Source organism: Gordonia sp. AC31, from assembly GCF_031844505.1.
In the GTDB taxonomy this organism is placed as follows: Bacteria; Actinomycetota; Actinomycetes; order Mycobacteriales; family Mycobacteriaceae; genus Gordonia; species Gordonia hongkongensis.
This window is the reverse complement of sequence record NZ_JAUZVK010000003.1, coordinates 338,165-355,982: the sequence shown is the minus strand read 5'-3', so window position 1 is coordinate 355,982 and position 17,818 is coordinate 338,165. Positions and strand designations below refer to the sequence as shown.

The 17,818-nt window shown below is 68.9% G+C and carries 13 protein-coding genes and 1 tRNA gene; 10 read left to right on the top strand and 4 right to left on the bottom strand.

Features of this window, described 5'->3' with window-relative positions; translation table 11 throughout:
• Window positions 1-358 precede the first annotated feature (358 nt).
• Window positions 359-432: transfer RNA gene (locus Q9R39_RS05980), tRNA-Leu, on the bottom strand.
• Between the two features lie 189 nt (window positions 433-621).
• Between Q9R39_RS05980 and Q9R39_RS05975 the strand changes: the two genes are divergently transcribed.
• From Q9R39_RS05975 to Q9R39_RS05955, 5 genes are all read left to right on the top strand, one after another.
• Entirely contained in the window at window positions 622-1,860 is a 1,239-nt protein-coding gene (locus Q9R39_RS05975; RefSeq protein ID WP_311277194.1) for an oxygenase MpaB family protein, read from the top strand.
• Window positions 1,861-1,913: 53 nt separating this feature from the next.
• Window positions 1,914-4,184, top strand: a complete 2,271-nt coding sequence (locus tag Q9R39_RS05970; RefSeq protein ID WP_211538191.1) for an MMPL family transporter — start codon at window positions 1,914-1,916, stop codon at window positions 4,182-4,184.
• A gap of 55 nt (window positions 4,185-4,239) precedes the next feature.
• A complete protein-coding gene (locus Q9R39_RS05965; protein WP_058250756.1) occupies window positions 4,240-4,926 on the top strand; it encodes a TetR/AcrR family transcriptional regulator in 687 nt (228 codons plus the stop codon).
• 144 nt (window positions 4,927-5,070) lie between these two features.
• Window positions 5,071-5,937: a Bax inhibitor-1/YccA family protein gene (locus Q9R39_RS05960; RefSeq protein ID WP_055474978.1), complete on the top strand. Its 867-nt coding sequence runs from the start codon at window positions 5,071-5,073 to the stop codon at window positions 5,935-5,937.
• Window positions 5,938-6,070: 133 nt separating this feature from the next.
• On the top strand, window positions 6,071-6,631 hold the full coding sequence (locus Q9R39_RS05955) for a DUF6790 family protein (protein ID WP_211538190.1): 561 nt from the start codon (window positions 6,071-6,073) through the stop codon (window positions 6,629-6,631).
• 16 nt (window positions 6,632-6,647) lie between these two features.
• Here the strand turns inward: Q9R39_RS05955 and Q9R39_RS05950 are convergent, their stop codons facing one another.
• A complete protein-coding gene (locus Q9R39_RS05950; protein WP_211538189.1) occupies window positions 6,648-7,871 on the bottom strand; it encodes an acetyl-CoA C-acetyltransferase in 1,224 nt (407 codons plus the stop codon).
• 65 nt (window positions 7,872-7,936) lie between these two features.
• Window positions 7,937-8,872, bottom strand: a complete 936-nt coding sequence (locus Q9R39_RS05945) for an SGNH/GDSL hydrolase family protein (protein WP_374193861.1) — start codon at window positions 8,870-8,872, stop codon at window positions 7,937-7,939.
• 88 nt (window positions 8,873-8,960) lie between these two features.
• Between Q9R39_RS05945 and Q9R39_RS05940 the strand changes: the two genes are divergently transcribed.
• Together Q9R39_RS05940 and Q9R39_RS05935 are read left to right on the top strand one after the other, a co-directional pair.
• The gene (locus tag Q9R39_RS05940; protein WP_078112090.1) at window positions 8,961-10,355 is read left to right on the top strand and encodes a cystathionine beta-synthase; all 1,395 of its coding nucleotides are present in this window, start codon (window positions 8,961-8,963) and stop codon (window positions 10,353-10,355) included.
• Between the two features lie 10 nt (window positions 10,356-10,365).
• On the top strand, window positions 10,366-11,538 hold the full coding sequence (locus Q9R39_RS05935) for a cystathionine gamma-synthase (RefSeq protein WP_078112089.1): 1,173 nt from the start codon (window positions 10,366-10,368) through the stop codon (window positions 11,536-11,538).
• Between the two features lie 15 nt (window positions 11,539-11,553).
• Here the strand turns inward: Q9R39_RS05935 and Q9R39_RS05930 are convergent, their stop codons facing one another.
• Entirely contained in the window at window positions 11,554-12,660 is a 1,107-nt protein-coding gene (locus Q9R39_RS05930; protein WP_058250751.1) for a class I SAM-dependent methyltransferase, read from the bottom strand.
• Between the two features lie 163 nt (window positions 12,661-12,823).
• Between Q9R39_RS05930 and Q9R39_RS05925 the strand changes: the two genes are divergently transcribed.
• Genes Q9R39_RS05925 through ilvA form a run of 3 tightly spaced genes read left to right on the top strand, consistent with a single transcriptional unit; the run spans window position 12,824 to window position 17,813 of the window.
• A complete protein-coding gene (locus Q9R39_RS05925) occupies window positions 12,824-13,531 on the top strand; it encodes a PIG-L deacetylase family protein (protein ID WP_058250750.1) in 708 nt (235 codons plus the stop codon).
• A gap of 30 nt (window positions 13,532-13,561) precedes the next feature.
• Window positions 13,562-16,564, top strand: coding sequence for a BTAD domain-containing putative transcriptional regulator (locus Q9R39_RS05920; protein ID WP_159370432.1), 3,003 nt, complete (start codon window positions 13,562-13,564; stop codon window positions 16,562-16,564).
• Window positions 16,565-16,613: 49 nt separating this feature from the next.
• Complete coding sequence (ilvA, locus tag Q9R39_RS05915) at window positions 16,614-17,813, top strand: threonine ammonia-lyase (RefSeq protein WP_058250748.1); 1,200 nt, start codon at window positions 16,614-16,616, stop codon at window positions 17,811-17,813.
• Window positions 17,814-17,818 lie beyond the last annotated feature (5 nt).

Genomic DNA, 17,818 nt, shown 5'->3' with positions numbered 1-17,818 from the left:
GTTTCCCTGGAGATTAGGTCCCGCCACGCGTCCATGAAGTGTTCGCAGAAGTCAAATGGGCTGTCGCCGTCGAATTCGTCTAACTTGGCGATCAGTCCGTCTAACTTTCGTATCCAGTCTTCCAAACTGGTCTTGGCTTCATCGTCTTCCGGTGGCACACTTCGACTCCTGTCATGCTCGAACTTCGCGGCCTCGTCGTGGACAGCCTGTAAGCATCGCACGTACGCAACTCATTGCGTCTGACATCTGATCCCGCGTGTCGCGCTGATGCGGCAGCTTGGGTAGCACGGGGGTGGCACTGTAATCGTTCGGATGACGCGAGGGAACGGCAATAGTCAATCTACCTGCGGCGATGCGGTGCCCCCAGTCGGACTCGAACCGACACTGTGCCGATTTTAAGTCGGCTGCCTCTGCCAATTGGGCTATGGGGGCGAAGGGTCCGCTCGACGACGGTCCCCACGGTGAGCATAGTCAGCCGCGGCAGCGTGTCCGAATTCGTCCGGCGTTGCCACCGACAGACGTCAACTCGACCGCCAGACCTCGATCGAGGTCTGGCAGTCGAGTCGACGTCTGGGAGTCAGCCGTCCTTGACCGGCCCAGTCGCCGGGGTGATCATGGGGCATGGACGCGGCAGCGGTGACCGGGGCACGCAATTGGGAGGCCGTCCGAGAACGGCATCCCGCCATCGTCGAGCGCCTCGAGGCGGGTCTGACGCAGGGTGATCCGCTCGCCGACACGGTGATCGTCGAGGCCAGAGAACGCGGAATCTCTTTCTCCACACTGGTCGCGCTCTTGGAAGAGCACACCTCCGCCGAGGAGGAGACCGATGTCGAACACCTCGAGATGCCCGCCTCGATGACGCATCTGTTGCAGGTCGCGAGCGCCCCACCTCCGTGGTTCGACCCGGCCTGGGCGGAGGCCGGCGCCCGCGCCTGGTGGCGGTTCGGCACGTTGCAGTCGTCGACGCTGTATCAGTCGCTGATCTACGGGTTCAAGGCGCAGGGATTCGTCCGTCCGCTGGTGGCCACCGGCCGGCTGGGATCGGGGACACGTGATCGAGTCGAGTCGACGGCCCGCTGGGTCGCCGAGGCGACCACGCCCGGATCGATGCTCCCGGGCCGTCCCGGTTGGGTTGCAACGCTTCGTATTCGGCTGCTACATGCCTACATCCGCGACGTCCTGCGGCACCCGCCCGGCGGCGATCCGACGGACGACGCCGGGGCCTGGGACGAAGGGGAGTGGGGCGCACCCATCAACCAGACGTATGCCGTGATGACCATCTCGTGCGGCTTCCTGGCTCTACCTCTCGTCGTCGCACGGGATTTCGGGATCCACTACAGCAGTGCGGAATGTGAGGCGATCACGCATCTGTGGCGCTGGATCGGCTGGGTCATCGGGGTCGACGACGACCTCCTGCCGCCGAGTTACGAGTCGTCGAGCGAATTGTTCCGTATCGCAGGCGAATTCGAGCTGCAGCCCGACGATTCGTCGAAGGTGCTGATCAAGGCGCTGCTTCGCGAGGGGTACGACCTTCCGCGCGTCGTGCACGGGGCCGCGCCGATTCCGGTGCCGGGGTTGCTGGTCTCCGCGGTGGATGCGATCACCAGACCCCTGCTCATGTCGTCGTTCTCGGCCATCAGCACCAGATGGGTCGAGCGCCCGGTCGCCCGGCGGATGGGTCTGCGCCGGACGCCGTTGCACCATCTCGTCGACGTCGCACGGCCCGCCGTCAGGCTGCGCGAGATCGCGCGGGCGACCGGACTGCTCGGATCGGAGTCGACGGTGATCGAGCGCGAACTGCGAACGGTCCGACGCGGACTCGGCATGCCGCACGTCCCTGAATCGTCCTTGACCGCCTAAATTACTGCTGATAACTTAACGCCGTAAAGTCGACCGACGCGACAGGGGTCCGCATGCTGGTCAGATTGACACGGCTGGTCATATCCATGCCCAAACGAGTGCTGCTGGGTGCACTCATCCTGCTGGTGGTGTGCGGCGCGTACGGCGCCACCGCGGCCGAACATCTGCTGGCCGGAGGGTACAGCGATCCGAACTCGGGGTCGGCGCGGGCGGAGAGAACGCTCGACGAGACGTTCAACCGCGGCGGGGTCCAGGTCGTGCTCAAACTGGACGGTCCCGACGGAGTCGACGTCTCCCGCGACCCGACGGCCCGGGCGGTCGGTGAGGACATCGTCGCCGACCTGAATCGCAATCAGTACGTGCAGGACCAGATTTTGTCGGTGTGGGCCAATCCGGCGCTCGACTCCGCGCTCGTCAGTCGCGACCGGACGTCGACGCTGATCATCGCCTCGCTCGACGGTGGCGAGGATTCGGCGCCGGGGCACGCCGAGGAGATCGCCGCGGCCCTGGCCGGTGACCGCGACGGGATCACCGTGCAGGTCGGCGGTCAAGGAATGGTCTTCGCACAGGTCAACGATCAGACCGCGTCCGATCTCCTCGTCGCCGAGGCCATCGCGATCCCGATCACGTTCATCGTGTTGATCTTCATCTTCGGCGGATTGCTCGCCGCGGCCGTCCCGGTCGGCATCGGCATCGTCTCGATCATCCTCACCTTCGCGCTGCTCCGGGCGATCGGATCGGTCACCGACGTCTCGGTCTTCGCGCTCAACCTCACCACCGCACTGGGTCTCGCGCTCGCGATCGACTACACGCTGCTGATCCTGACGCGCTACCGGGAAGAGGTCGGACACGGTCTGAGCCGGCCCGACGCGATCGTCCGGACCCTGGCCACGGCCGGGCGGACGGTCGCCTTCTCCGCGGTGACCGTCGCCCTGTCGCTCAGCGCGCTCGTGCTGTTCCCGCAGTACTTCCTGCGCAGCTTCGCCTTCGCGGGTCTCGGCGTCGTGGTCGTGGCCGCGGTGTCGGCGCTCGTGCTCACGCCGGCCGTGCTCATGCTCCTCGGTGATCGCATCGACGCGTTCGATGCCCGGAAGCCACTCCGGCGCCTGCTTCGGCTGCCGCCGGCGCGGCCCGTCGAACCCGAGGACACCTGGTGGTACCGGCTCGTCCAGTGGGTGCTGCGCCACGCCTTGCCGGTCGCCGCGGTCGTCACGGTTTTCCTACTGGTACTCGGTGCGCCGTTCCTGTCGATGAAACTGGGGTTCCCCGACGACCGGGTGCTCCCCGAGTCGGCGAGCGCCCACGCGATCCAGCAGGAGATCCGAGACGACTACGAGGACGACCTGTCCGCAGCGGTCACCGTCGTCGTGCGGGGGCCGGTGGACGATGCGGCCCTGGCCGACTACACCCGCGCCCTGTCGACGGTCGGAGATGTCAACTCCGTAGGGTCGTCGGCCGGGACGTTCGTCCGGGGTGCGCCGGCCGCACCGGGCAGCCCGGACGACACCCGGGGCGACGTACACGTCCTGCAGGTGTCGACCGACCGCGACCCGATGAGCGAGTCGGGGATCGCCCAGCTCGACGAGCTGCGGGCGGTGCCGCCGCCGGCGGGAACGGAGACCCTGTTCAGCGGGCTCGCCGCCGCCACCGACGACACCGTCGGGTCGATCTACGCGCATCTGCCGTGGGTGCTCGGACTGATCGCGATCGCGACGTTCGTGCTGCTGTTCCTGTTCACCGGGAGCGTCGTGTTGCCGCTGAAGGCGCTCGTCCTCAACATCCTGTCGCTGTCGGCGACGTTTGGCGCGATGGTCTGGTTCTTCCAGGAAGGGCACCTCGGAGGTTTGGGGACCACCGCGACGGGCACCCTCAGCGCGACCATGCCGGTGCTGCTGTTCTGCGTGGCGTTCGGCCTGTCGATGGACTACGAGGTGTTCCTGTTGGGACGGATCCGCGAGGAGTGGTTGCGATCGGACCGGACGCGGGGGGCCACCGACCATGCCGTGGCCCTGGGCTTGGCCCGGACCGGCCGGGTCATCACGGCCGCGGCACTGCTGATGAGCATCGTCTTCGCCGCCATCGCGGCGTCGGAGGTCTCGTTCATGCGGATGTTCGGGGTCGGTCTCACCCTGGCGGTCCTGATGGACGCGACGATCATCCGCATGTTCCTCGTCCCCGCCTTCATGCGGCTGGCCGGGCGGGCGAACTGGTGGGCGCCGGGTCCGCTGCGACGGCTACATGATCGGATCGGGTTGTCCGAGGAGGCCCCGGAGGTCGGGCGTCCCGAGAAAGCGGCGCCGGACACCGCGCCGACGAGGGTCTGACACCGAATACGTCATGGCGACGGATGAACGGCGGCGGGACAGGTGCAGGAGTGCAGTGACGACACGTAGACGAGCGAGATCACCGCGCGGGTCCGGAGAGAACCTCGCGGAGGAGATCATCGAGGCGGCCGGCGAGCTGCTGGTGGAGAACGGTGACGACACCGCGATGTCGATCCGTGCGGTCGCCAACCGGGTCGGTGTCACACCGCCGTCGATCTACCTGCACTTCGCCGACAAGGAAGCCCTGCTCGACGCCGTGTGCGCGCGCTACTTCGAGCGTCTCGACGACGAGATGGCGGCCGCGTCGGAGGGCGTCGACGACGCCTTCCGGCGCGCACTCAACCAGGGGATGGCCTACGTACGCTTCGCCGTCGCCACCCCGGTGCTCTACCGGGTGGCGTTCGGCAAGCCCACCTCCGCGGGGCATCCGTCGAAGGTCGACGAGGTACTCGCCGCCAGTGCGTACTCGCGGTTCGCCGGAACCGTCACCGAGCTGGCCGACGAAGGGGTGTTCGATCACGCCGAGATCGCCGACATCGTTCTCGAGTTCTGGGCCGCCGCCCACGGGATCGCGTCGCTGATGCTCGCCAAACCGGGTCTCGCCTGGGGGGACGACTTCGCGCGTGCGGAAGCCATGCTCACCGCCATGTGCCTGGGCCGGGCCTCGCTCGCGACCGACGGCGGTATCGATCAGACCGCAGTGGGCCGCCGGTTGAGGTCGCTGCGCGACCGGGTGAACTGACCCGGTGGCGGGTGTCTGACGACAGAAGGGTCAAGAGTCGGTAAAGTCGACGTCGACTCGGTCGTTGCGAGCTCTCGTCAGGGAACTCTCAGAAACGGCCCGACGTTGAGACGGCAGACATCCGTACCGATGAAGGAGCGCTTCGTGCGAGAAAGCAGCAATCCGGTGATGCGCGGCGTGGTCCGCGACAATCAATCCGGATACGCGGGTTTCGGGGCCGGCATGGCCGGCGCCGGCGCCGCGGCCAACCAGTTCGGTCAGGCCACTGACCCCTACACCCAGCCGGCACCGCCGGCCACTCGTCAGCTCACGATCGACGACGTCGTCACCAAGACCGCGATCACGCTCGGAGTGCTGACGCTGGCCGCCGCTGCCACGTACTTCGCGATCAGCAGCCGCGCCACCGAGGCCGCCCAGGCGGCTCTCGCCACGCCGCTGATGCTGGTCGGCGCCATCGCCGGTCTCGTTCTCGTCCTCGTGGCGAGCTTCGGTCGCAAGCAGGACAACCCGGCCATCGTGCTGGCCTACGCCGCGTTCGAGGGCCTCTTCGTCGGTGCCATCTCGTTCGTGTTCGCGAACTGGGCGGTCGCCGGTGACACCTCGGCCGGTGCGCTGATCGGACAGGCAGTCCTCGGCACCTTCGGTGTGTTCTTCGGCATGCTGTTCGTGTACAAGGTCGGCGCCATCCGCGTGACGCCGCGATTCACCCGCATGCTGTTCGCCGGCATGATCGGTGTCCTGGTCCTGATGCTCGGCAACCTGGTCATCGGTCTGTTCACCGGTGAGGCCGGAGTCCTGCGCGACGGTGGCCCGATCGCCATCATCTTCTCGCTGGTCTGCATCGCCCTCGCCGCGTTCAGCTTCCTGCTGGACTTCGACGCCGCGGATCGCCTGATCCGCGCCGGCGCACCCGACCGGGCCGCCTGGGGCGTGGCACTCGGCCTGACCGTCACCCTGGTCTGGCTGTACGTCGAGATCCTGCGTCTGCTGACCTACTTCAACTCCGACTAGTCAGTCATGTGACAGTGGCCCCGCACCTCGGCAGGTGCGGGGCCACTGTCGCGTCAGGGTCGGTTGGCGACAAAGTGTGCCACCCGGTGCGTTTGCGGGAACAACCCAATCACCGCGGTTCTACCGTGCGGACATGGTGTTCTTTCTGATCCAGCTGGCGCTGATGATCATCGGCGCCGTCGTACACATACTGGTGGACCGATCGACGCGACGACGCACCGTCGGCCGCGCAGCCGAACTCGTGCTGCTCTGGATACTCGTCCCCGGCGGCGCATTCGGCATCCTCGCCGGGGTCGGCCACGTCGGCCCGAACGCCCCCGAGATCGCCGAGGGCATCGGGCCGGACTTCATCCCGTCCATGTTCCAGTGGGAGCTGGGGTGGAACGACATCGCCGTGGGCGTGCTCGGCGTGCTCTGCTACCGGGTGCGCAATCGTGGCGGATGGCTCGACGCCGCCGTGTGGGCACTGGCGATCAGCTACGGGGGAGACCTCGCCGGTCACATCTCGCAGTACTACATCCACGACAACACCGCGACGAACAACGTCTGGGCGATCCCCGCCGAGATCTACATCGTCGGTGCCGTCGTCATCGCCTGGTTCGTGTACCGGCGAACGACCCCCCGCAGCGTCGCGGTCCTGGGACCGAACGCGGCGAGGGATGTCGACGAGACGGAGACGGCCTCGCTCAGCTGAGGCGCTCCAGCACTGATCAGCTGAGGCGCTCGAGGACCATGGCCATGCCCTGACCGCCACCCACGCACATCGACTCGATGCCGAAGGTCTTGTCGCGGGTCTGCAGGTTGTTGAGCAGGGTGGTGGTGATGCGGGCGCCGGTCATCCCGAACGGGTGACCCAGGGCGATGGCGCCGCCGGACACGTTGAGCTTGTCGTGGTCGATGCCGAGATCACGGGCCGAACCGAGGACCTGCACGGCGAAGGCCTCGTTGATCTCGACGAGGTCGATGTCCGACAGCGACATCCCCGAGACCCGCAGCACCTTTCGGATCGCCTCGATCGGACCGAGCCCCATGATCTCCGGCGACAGGCCGGTGGCCGCGGTGGCGACAACGCGCGCCAGCGGGGTGAGGCCCAGTTCCTTCGCCTTGGTGTCGCTCATGATGACCAGCGCCGCGGCGCCGTCGTTGAGCGGGCATGCGTTACCCGCGGTGATCGTGCCGTCCGGGCGGAAGACCGGCTTGAGCTGCGAGATCTTCTCGTAGGTCGTGCCCGCGCGGGGGCCGTCGTCGGCGGTGACGAGCGTGCCGTCGGGCAGGGTGACCGGGTCGATCTCCCGCTCGAAGAAACCGGACTTGATGGCTTCCTCGGCGCGGTTCTGGCTCAGGACGCCCCACTTGTCCTGGTCCTCGCGCGAGATGCCGGTGAACGAGGCGACGTTCTCGGCGGTCTGGCCCATCGCGATGTACACGTCCGGGATGACCCCGTCCTTGCGCGGATCGTGCCAGATGCCCGCGTCACCGGCGGCCGCCTTCTCCGTGCGGGCCATCGCGTCGTCGAACAGCGGGTTCTTTGAATTCGGTGCGCCGTCGGCGCCGCCGGAGATGCCGAAGCTCGACACGCTCTCGACGCCACCGGAGATGAGGACGTCGGCCTCGCCGGCCTTGATGGCATGCAGCGCCATCCGGGTGGTCTGCAACGACGACGAGCAGTAGCGGTTCACCGTGACGCCCGGGATGTGGTCATGACCCAGCTCGACCGCGATGACCCGGGCGATGTTGTAACCGCCCTGTCCGCCGGGCTGGCCGATGCCCCAGTGGATGTCCTCGATCAGCGCCGGGTCGAGCTCCGGCACCTTGGCGAGCGCGGCTTCGACCATCTGACGGGACAGTTCGTCGGGTCGGATGTCTTTGAGGGATCCCTTGGCGGCGCGGCCGATCGGGGAACGGGCGTGGGCGACGATGACGGCTTCAGGCATACCTCGAAACTACCGCACCAAGCATCTGCTTGGTCGCGAGGCCGGTCAGCCCGGGTCGTGGCTGGTCACCGACGTGTCAGGCGTCTCCTGAGACGTGTGACGAACCGTGTTTCTTCGACGGCCTCGGACACCTTCGGCGGTTCGGGCAGCGGCGTCGGACCCCACTCGCCGATCGAGGCGAGCACCTCGGGCACCAGGATGTCGGCGGCGAGCTCATACCCCGCGGCCGACGGGTGGAATCGATCGGGCGACAGCATGTGCTCGGGGCGCGCGAGGAACTCCTCGGTCAGCAGGTCGGCCAATGGGACCGGCCGCCCCCCGGCGGCCCGGACCGCCGATCGCTGCGCCGCCGCCAGCGTGAGTCCCCAGCGTCGCAACACCATTCGCAGGGGCTGGGGGATCGCGGTCACCACGCCGAAATCCGGGCAGGTGCCGACGACGACCTTCGCGCCTTCGTCGACGAGTGCGTGGACGGCATCTCCGAGCCGGCGCGCCGACGGGAGCGGACTGTTGCGGGCGGTGACGTCGTTGGCGCCGACGAGGATGACGGCCACGTCGGGTCGCTCGTGATGGACGAACATCGCCTCGATCTGGGCCGCGAGCCCCTTCGACGTCGCGCCGACGATGGCCTTGTTGGCGTAGCGGACCACCCGATCGGTCTCCGCGGCCACGCGGCGGGCGATCTGGACTCCTGGCGTCTCGTCCGCGGTCTCGGCACCCAGTCCGGCCGCGGTCGAGTCCCCGAACACCACGAGATACAGGTCGTACACGGTGTCCCGGGTGAAACGTGCGCTGGTGCCGTCGGGGCGGTACACGCCGTCGCCGTCCGGGGCGTTGTCGGTACGGTGCGGGATCACCACGCGGGCCTCGGCGGCCTGACTGTTCAACAGGTTGTAGGCGGCCCAGCCGGCGCCGGCCGCGCCCGCGGTCGCAACCGCTGTCGCGCCGACGTCGCGCACGATCCTGGCGGGGACGATTCCTCGACGACTCGAACCGGACACGAGTGCCAGTTTAGGCGTTCAGCGGGATCTGCTGACTGGGGCAGCGGCCGGGTGTCGCTGTTCGCGGTGGCTCTGGGACCATGGACACATGCGCATCGCCAATCACGTCGTCGACCTGGTGGGCAACACCCCGCTGGTCAAGCTGAACTCGGTGACCTCACCCGGATCGGGCCTGGTCGCCGCCAAGGTCGAGTACCTCAATCCCGGTGGCAGCAGCAAGGACCGCATCGCCGTGCGGATGATCGACGCGGCGGAGGCCTCGGGTGAGCTGAAGCCGGGCGGGACCATCGTGGAACCGACGTCGGGAAACACCGGCGTCGGCCTGGCGCTCGTCGCCCAGCAGCGCGGCTACAAGTGCGTGTTCGTGTGCCCGGACAAGGTCGGTGAGGACAAGCGCAACGTCCTGCGCGCCTACGGTGCCGAGGTCGTCGTCTGCCCGACCGCGGTGGAGCCGTCCCACCCGGACAGCTACTACAGCGTCTCCGACCGCCTGGTCACCGAGATCGACGGTGCGTGGAAGCCCAACCAGTACGCGAACCCGGCCGGTCCGCAGAGTCACTACGAGACCACCGGTCCCGAGATCTGGGCCGACACCGACGGCAAGGTGACGCACTTCGTGGCCGGCGTCGGCACCGGCGGCACCATCACCGGCACCGGCCGGTACCTCAAGGAGGTGTCCGGCGGCTCGGTGAAGATCGTCGGCGTCGACCCTGAGGGGTCGGTGTACTCCGGCGGGACCGGGCGCCCCTACCTCGTCGAGGGTGTCGGGGAGGACTTCTGGCCGTCGGCCTACGACCCGGACATCCCCGACGAGATCATCGCGGTCTCCGACGCCGACTCGTTCGACATGACCCGGCGTCTCGCCCGCGAGGAAGGGCTGCTCGTCGGCGGCTCGTGCGGGATGGCGGTGGTCGCGGCCCTGCAGGTCGCCGAACGCGAGGGACCCGACGCCGTCGTCGTCGTACTGCTGCCCGACGGTGGCCGCGGCTACATGGCCAAGATCTTCAACGACCAGTGGATGAGCAGCTACGGCTTCCTGCGGACGCCGCTGGACGCCACCACCAAGGAATCCCTCGTCGGAGATGTGTTGCGCGGCAAGACCGGCGCCCTGCCCGACCTCGTGCACACCCACCCGCAGGAGACCCTGCGCGACGCGATCGAGATCCTGCGCGAGTACGGCGTCTCGCAGATGCCGGTCGTCGGCGCCGAGCCACCGGTGATGGCCGGCGAGGTCGCGGGTGCGGTCACCGAGCGCGACCTGCTCAGCGCGGTCTTCGAAGGTCGTGCCAGCCTCGCCGACCCGGTGTCGGCGCACATGGGAGAGCCGTTCCCGCTCATCGGTTCCGGCGAACCGGTGTCGGCGGCCACCAAGGCGCTCGGCGACTGCGACGCGCTGATGGTCGTCGAGGACGGCAAGCCCATCGGCGTGATCACGCGCCACGACCTGCTCGCCTTCGTGTCGAGCCACCCGATCGTCGGATAGGAGCATCACCGTGAGTGAACGACGCAGTGCCGCGGATTCGGTTCGCTGGCAAGGCTTCTCGACCCGCGCCATCCACGCCGGCTACGATCCGGATCCGCAGACCGGGGCGGTGAACGTCCCGATCTACGCCAGTTCGACCTTCGCCCAGGACGGCGTCGGCGGACTGCGCGACGGCTTCGAGTACGCGCGCACCGGCAACCCGACCCGACGCGCCCTCGAAGCCAATCTCGCTGCGCTCGAGAGCGGCACCTACGGACGGGCTTTCGCTTCCGGTATGGCCGCCACCGACTGCGTTCTGCGTTCGACGCTGCGGCCGGGCGATCATCTGGTGATCCCCAACGACGCCTACGGCGGCACCTTCCGGCTCATCGACAAGGTGTTCAGCCAGTGGGGCATCACCTACTCGGTGGCCCCGGTGTCCGACGTCGCCGCGGTGCGCGACGCCATCCGGCCGGAGACCAAGCTGGTCTGGACCGAGACGCCGACCAACCCGCTGCTCAACGTCGGCGACATCGAGACCCTCGCCGCCGTCGCGCACGAGGCCGGCGCGAAGCTCGTGGTCGACAACACCTTCGCCTCGCCGTACCTGCAGCAGCCGCTCGTCCTGGGCGCCGACGTGGTGCTCCACTCCACGACCAAATACCTGGGCGGGCACTCGGATGTCGTCGGCGGCGCACTGGTCACCGACAGCGAGGAGCTCGACGAGGCGTTCGCGTTCCTGCAGAACGGCGCCGGGGCGGTCCCCGGACCGTTCGACGGGTTCCTCACCCTGCGCGGCATCAAGACCCTCGGCATCCGGATGGACCGGCACTGCGACAACGCGGAGAAGGTCGTCGACTATCTGAGCGGCCACGACAAGATCGACGCCGTCCTGTACCCGGGCTTGGAGAACCATCCGGGCCACGAGGTCGCGGGCAAACAGATGAAGCGCTACGGCGGCATGGTGTCGGTGCTGGTCAAGGGCGGGCTCGACGCCGCCAAGGAGTTCTGCGCCCGCACCGAGGTGTTCACGCTCGCCGAATCGCTCGGCGGCATCGAGTCGCTGATCGAACACCCCGGTGCGATGACGCACGCCTCGACGGCCGGATCGCTCCTCGAGGTCCCCGCCAACCTCGTCCGGCTCTCGGTCGGTATCGAGGACATCGACGACCTCCTCGGGGACCTGGAGAACGCGCTGCGCTGAGGAGTCGGGTGGGCGTCAGACCCGCGCCTCGAGGAGCAGGTTCGACGCAGTGGTCGCCGCGACACGCGCCGAGGTCAGACCGGCCGCCCGGAAGGTGTCGAGCAGTCGAGTGGGGCCGGCCTGGGCGCCCAGCGAGGTCGTGCCGTCGGCGATGCTGTGCGGTACGCAGAGGTATGAGCTACCCGAATAGAACAGCAGTGCAACGGGATTGGTCAGATTCTCGGCCAGTGTGTCGTGCGCCAGCGGTTCGACGGCGATCACCTGACCGCCGGGACGCAGTGACGACCGTGCGTGTGCGAGCGCACCCACCGGATCGCCGAAGTCGTGCAGGGCGTCGAAGATCATGATCGCGTCGTGGTCGCCGGCGTACGACTGGGCCGTGGCCACCTCGAAGCGGACCCGGTCGTCGACCCCGGCCGCATGGGCGGCTGCGGTGGCGCGCCGGACGGACTCCTCGTGGCTGTCCACACCGACGAACGTGGAGTTCGGGAAGGCCTCGGCGAGCAGGATCGTGGGGACCCCGTACCCGCACCCGACGTCGAGAACGCGGATGCCGTCGGTGAGGCGCTGTCCGAGGCCGTCGATCGCCGGAACCCACTCGCTGAGCAACGACGCGCGGTAGATCGTGCCGTAGAACCGTTCGACGCCGGAGAACAGCCGGGAATCGTGGGCGTGCCAGGGCACGCCGTCGCCGGTCGCGTACGCATGCGCGAGCTGGTCGACCGAGGACCACACCGCGGCAGCGACCTCGAAGCCGGCCACGATCGCCGCCGGACTGTTGTCCTCGGCGAGCACCATCGCGTGCTCGGCGGGGAACACGAACACCTCTGGGCCATTCGCGGCGTCATCGCCGGCGTCGTGGAGCAGGACGTATCCGGCCGCGGCCTGCACGCACAACCATTCGTGCACATACCGTTCGGCGAGTCCCGAGCGTTCGGCGAGCTCGGCGCTCGTCGCCGAACCGAGTTGCGCCAGAGCCCGCCACAGTCCCAGGCGGTCGCCGAGGTAGGTGCTGATCGAGTGATAGGCATGGGTGAGATCGGCGCTCACCTGGCCGGCGAAGGCCTCGACCCGAGCGAAGTCGGTCGCGGTGCCGGAACCGGCGGCGTGTGTGGTGGTCATGGGATGAACCTCTCGTGTGCGATGTCGTAACCACGCCGGGCGGCGTGTGCACCGAGCGTGCGCCGGCGTCCTGTCGCGGCGCTGTCATGACCGGACCGTGACCCGCTGGGCGGTGAGCCGATGGTGACAGCCCCGTGACAGCGGGCTCGGAGACCGTCGACGCATGAGAACAACACAGATCAGCGACCTGGGCACCGTGATGTCCATCTGGGCTCACCCCGATGACGAGACCTACCTCGCCGGCGGCGTGATGGCCGCCGTCCGCGACGCGGGTGGGCGCGTGGTGTGCGTGACCGCGACCCGCGGCGAAGCGGCCGACGAGAATGCCACCGCCGCAGAGCGTTCGGAGCTCGCCCTGGTCCGGACCGGCGAGCTTGAGAAGGCTTTTATCGAGCTCGGCATCCAGGAGCACCACTGGTTGGACCTACCCGACGGTTCACTGGCGGCGATCGACGAGAGCGGCCCGGTCGGACGCATCACCGCCCTCCTCGACGACGTGTCACCCGACACCGTCCTGACCTTCGGTCCCGACGGCGTGACCGGGCACCCCGACCACCGCACCGTCAACCGGTGGGTCCGCCTCGCCGTCGACCGTTCGTCGACCTGCCCGCGAATCCTTCACCCGGTGGGCACCGGGCGGGGGATCGAGTTCGACCTCGCCCGTGAGTTCGACATGTGGGCGCTGGGCGGGCCGCGCCAGTGTCCGAAGGAGATGGTCGCGTTGCGAATCGATCTCGACGGGGCCGAACTGGACCGTAAGGTGCGAGCCCTGCTGGCTCAGCGCTCGCAGACCGCGGACCTGGCCGCGGCGATCGGCCTCGAGCGATATCGAACATGGGTGTCGGTGGAGACCTACGCTCATCCTGCATAGGCCGTCGGAGAACAGAGAGCGACGATCGGGATGGTGGTGCGCGAAACCGAAGACGGGCACGTGTCGCCCGCGGTCGAGGTCGGCCTGCTGGGTGCACTGAGGTTGCGGGTCGACGGTGCCGAGGTCGCGGTCCCCGGGGAACGACGACGCGCCCTGCTCGCGCTGTTGACCGTCGCCGGCCGGCACGGCATGGGTATCGGGCGGCTCGTCGACGCGCTGTGGGGCGACGATCTGCCGCGGGAACCGATTGCCGCACTGCACAATCTGGTGTCCCGGCTGCGACGCCATCTCGGCCGACACGCCGATCTGTTGGAACGACGCCCCGACGGCTACCGGCTCCGGGTGTCCGTCGTCGATGTGACGATCGTGCGCGACCTGCTCGCATCCGCCGCCGACACGCCCGATCCCGCCGAGCGTCTCCGTCTGACCGTCCGTGCCCGCGAACTCTGGCGCGGCGAGCCGCTCGGCGAGTTCGCCGGCATCCCGGACCTGGACACCGAACGCGTTGCGTTGGAGGACCTCCACAATCGGCTCGCCGACACCCACGTCGAAGCGCTGGTGGAGTGCCGCGACCCGAGCGCGACCGCGACAGCGAGGGCCGGTGTCGCGTCCGCGCCGCTCCGCGAGAGTTCGGCACGACTGCTCATCCGCGCACTCGCCGCCGACGGGCGTGTCGGCGACGCGATGGCGGTCGCGATGGAGTTCCGCGACCGGTTGCGCGAGCGGACGGGTCTCGATCCGAGCCCGGCCCTCGCGTCGCTCGAGCAGCGGGTGGCGGCGGGCTCCGAATACGGGCAGGCCGAGACGAATCCGGGGCCCGGCGTGACGTCGCGGCGTCGACCTGCTGCGCCGGCCGGGCCTCTGGTGGGGAGGGAGCGAGAACGCGCCGAGATCATCCGGCTGTTGTCGGCGCATCGGGTCGTGACCCTGACCGGTACGGGCGGCGTCGGCAAGACCAGTCTCGCGCTCGACGTCGCCGCCGACCCCGCGGTGTTCCCCGGGTACGGCGTTGCCGTCGTCAACCTCGCCGCGGTCGCGCGAGCCGACCGCGTCCTCCCGTCGGTGGTGTCCACCCTGGGTCTCGAGGTCGGGGTGGGTGCTTCCGTGGACGCGATCGCGCGCGCCGTCGACGGGTCGCTCCTGCTCGTCCTCGACAACTGCGAACATGTGTTGTCGTCCTGCCGCGAATTGGTCGCGGCGATCGTCGAACTGGCTCCTGCAGTGCGGATCCTGGCCACCTCCCGAGTCGTGCTCTCACTCTCCGCCGAGTACGTCCTGCGTCTGCAGCCCCTGACCTTTCCCACCCGCGTCGACGACGTCGACGCGGTCGTTCGGCAGCCTGCAGTGCGCGCGTTCGTCGAGCACGCGCTGCGACGCAATCCGACCTTCGCGGTGTCGAGTCGTGAGCTCACGGACCTCGTCGACGTCGTGCGCCGTGTCGACGGGCTCCCGCTCGGCATCGAGCTGGCGGCGCGTCAGGCCGCCGTGATGCCGATGTCGGCCGTGGCCCGAATGCTCGATGGTGCACTCGATCTCGCGACGGGAACCGGAGCCGACGACCAGCGGCGGCTGACGCTCCGCAGCAGCATCGACATGTCATTCCGACGGCTGAGCGTGGTCGATCAAGCCGTACTCGCCGCCCTCGCACCGTTTCCCGGCGGTGTGTCGCTGCGCACGTTCGAATCCGTCGCACTGAGCGTCGAAGCGGAGGTCGTCGGCGCAGCGGGCATCGGCACGCGAGGTGACGGCGGGCTCGACCCGGTGGAGACCCTGCACCGTCTGATCGACAGCTCGTTGCTCGTCGCCGACGCGTCGGGCGGCAGATACCGTCTCGTGCATCTCATCCGCACCCATCTGCTTGATCACCTCGACCGTGCGGGCGTGCTCGCCGCGGCCGAGGACCGGTTCCTCGACGAATGTGTCGCAACGGTGCGGGACATCGGCGACGAGTGGCTCGGCGTCGCGGAGTTCGAGGCGAATGAGCGTCTCCATGCCGAGATGGACAACCTGCGGTCGGCGCGGGACCTGGCACTGGCGCGCGGACGCGTCGACGTACTCGTGGCGATCACGACATCGCTGTCGCTGATCAGCACATGGCGCAACCTCAACGAATTGTGGACGTGGGCCGTCGAATCGGCGCGTTCGGCGTGGCTCGATGGTCATCCCGATCGCGCCGAGATGCTGTCCGCGGCGGCCGAGGCCGCGCGGCTCGTCGGCGAGTTCGACCTCGCCGTCGACTTCGCGACCTCCGCCCTACGTCCCGATGCCTCCGGGGCACCACCGGATCCGGATGCGCCCGCGTTGGTCGGCGCGCGGGCGGCCAGGGCGGCGGTCGCGCACTTCCGTGGCGACTTCGCGGTGGCGGTACGGGAATGGACCCGCTGCGGCACACACCCGTCCCTGGGGTCGGCGTTCCTCGCGTCTGCGGCGCTCGCCGCGTCGTACTCCGGTGACTCGAGCGGGGCTGCCCGGCTGTTGGCCGAGGCCCGGTCGACGCTGGACCCGTCGGCGGGGCCGTCGCAGCACGCCTTCCTTGACTACGTCCACGGCGAGCTGCTGTCCGCGCACGACCCGTCCAGCGCGCTCGCCCTCTACGAACGCGCCCACGAACGGGCCGCCGGCGTCGGGGCGACGTTCATCGTCGGGGTCGCTCGTGTCGGCGCGGCGGCGTGTCTCGTCCGCGTCGGCGATGTAGCGCGTGCCGCGGAGGCCTACGTCGTCCTGCTCGGGGCATGGCGCGACAGCGGTCAGCCGACGCAGCTGTGGACCACGGCGCGCGACGCCGCCGCACTGCTGCGCGTCCGGGGCCGGATCGACGTGGCCGACGTGCTCGTCGAGTGTGCCGATCTCGACCCCGCCGCGGCCTTCGACACACGCAGAGGTGCCGCGGACCGTGCTTTCGGGGACCTGGTGCACGCCGACAACACGGTCCACGCCGACACCGAAGTCGTGCTCGACCGGGCGATGCGCGAACTCCGAGAGATCAGGGAGTCGACGTCATCGGACGACCGCGGGAGCTCGGCGGCGCGATGACGTCTCCTCGGGTGGCTCCTGCAGGGCGGAGATGGCCGATACTGGTCGCATGCTGCTGACTGCCGACGACGTCGACCGCGCGACCGACGAGCTTGCGTCCGTGATCCGGCGGACCCCGACGATCGCGTCGCGGGTGGTGTCCGAGCGGAGCGGTGCGCAGGTGTGGCTCAAGTGCGAGAACCTGCAACGCACCGGATCTTTCAAGCCACGCGGCGCGTACCTGCGTATCTCGCGGTTGTCGGCGGGGGAACGTGCCCGTGGGGTCGTCGCGGCCAGTGCGGGCAATCATGCGCAGGGAGTCGCCTGGGCGGCATCGGAACTGGGGATCGCCTCACGGGTCTACATGCCGGTCGGAGCCGCGCTGCCGAAGATCGCCGCGACGAAAGCCTATGGCGCAGAGGTGGTGCTCGCCGGATCGACCGTCGACGAGGCGCTCGTCGAGGCGCAGCGTCATGCCGGTACGACGGGCGCGGCTCTGATCCACCCGTTCGATCATCTCGACATCGTTGCCGGACAGTCGACGGTCGGCGTCGAGATCCTGGAGCAGATCCCGGACGTGTCAACGATTCTCGTGCCACTCGGCGGCGGTGGGCTGCTCGCCGGCGTCGCCGCGGCGGCGCGTCTGCGACGACCGGAGGTCGAGGTGATCGGCGTGCAGGCGGCGCAGGCCGCGGCCTGGCCGACATCACTCGCCGAGGAGCGACCGACGCCGGTCGCGGCGATGAACACCATGGCCGACGGCATCGCCGTCGCGACACCCGGGAAGGTCCCGTTCGCGCACGTCTCCGAGTTCGTCGACCGGATCGTCACGGTCAGCGAGGAAGAGTTGAGCACCGCGCTGCTGCTCATGCTGGAGCGGGCGAAGCTGGTGGTCGAGCCTGCCGGGGCCGCGGCGGTGGCGGCGGCGGTGAGCGGTCGGCTCGCGCTGTCCGGGACCGTGTGCGTCGTGTTGTCCGGCGGCAACATCGACCCGCTGCTGCTGCGCCATGTGACGACCCACGGCCTGACCGCCGCCGGACGATTCCTGACCGTGACCGCGACCGTCTCCGACCGGCCCGGTGGACTGGTCGCACTGCTGGAACTGCTCCGCGACCTCGGCGCGAGTGTGCTCGACGTCGTCCATTCCCGCGTCGCCGACGATTTGTATCTCGGCGAGGTGCAGGTGACCGTCAGTGTCGAGACCCGCGGACACGACCACCAGCACGACGTCCGGCGGGCCCTCGCCGACGCGGGGTTCCTGCGGGACTGAGGGCG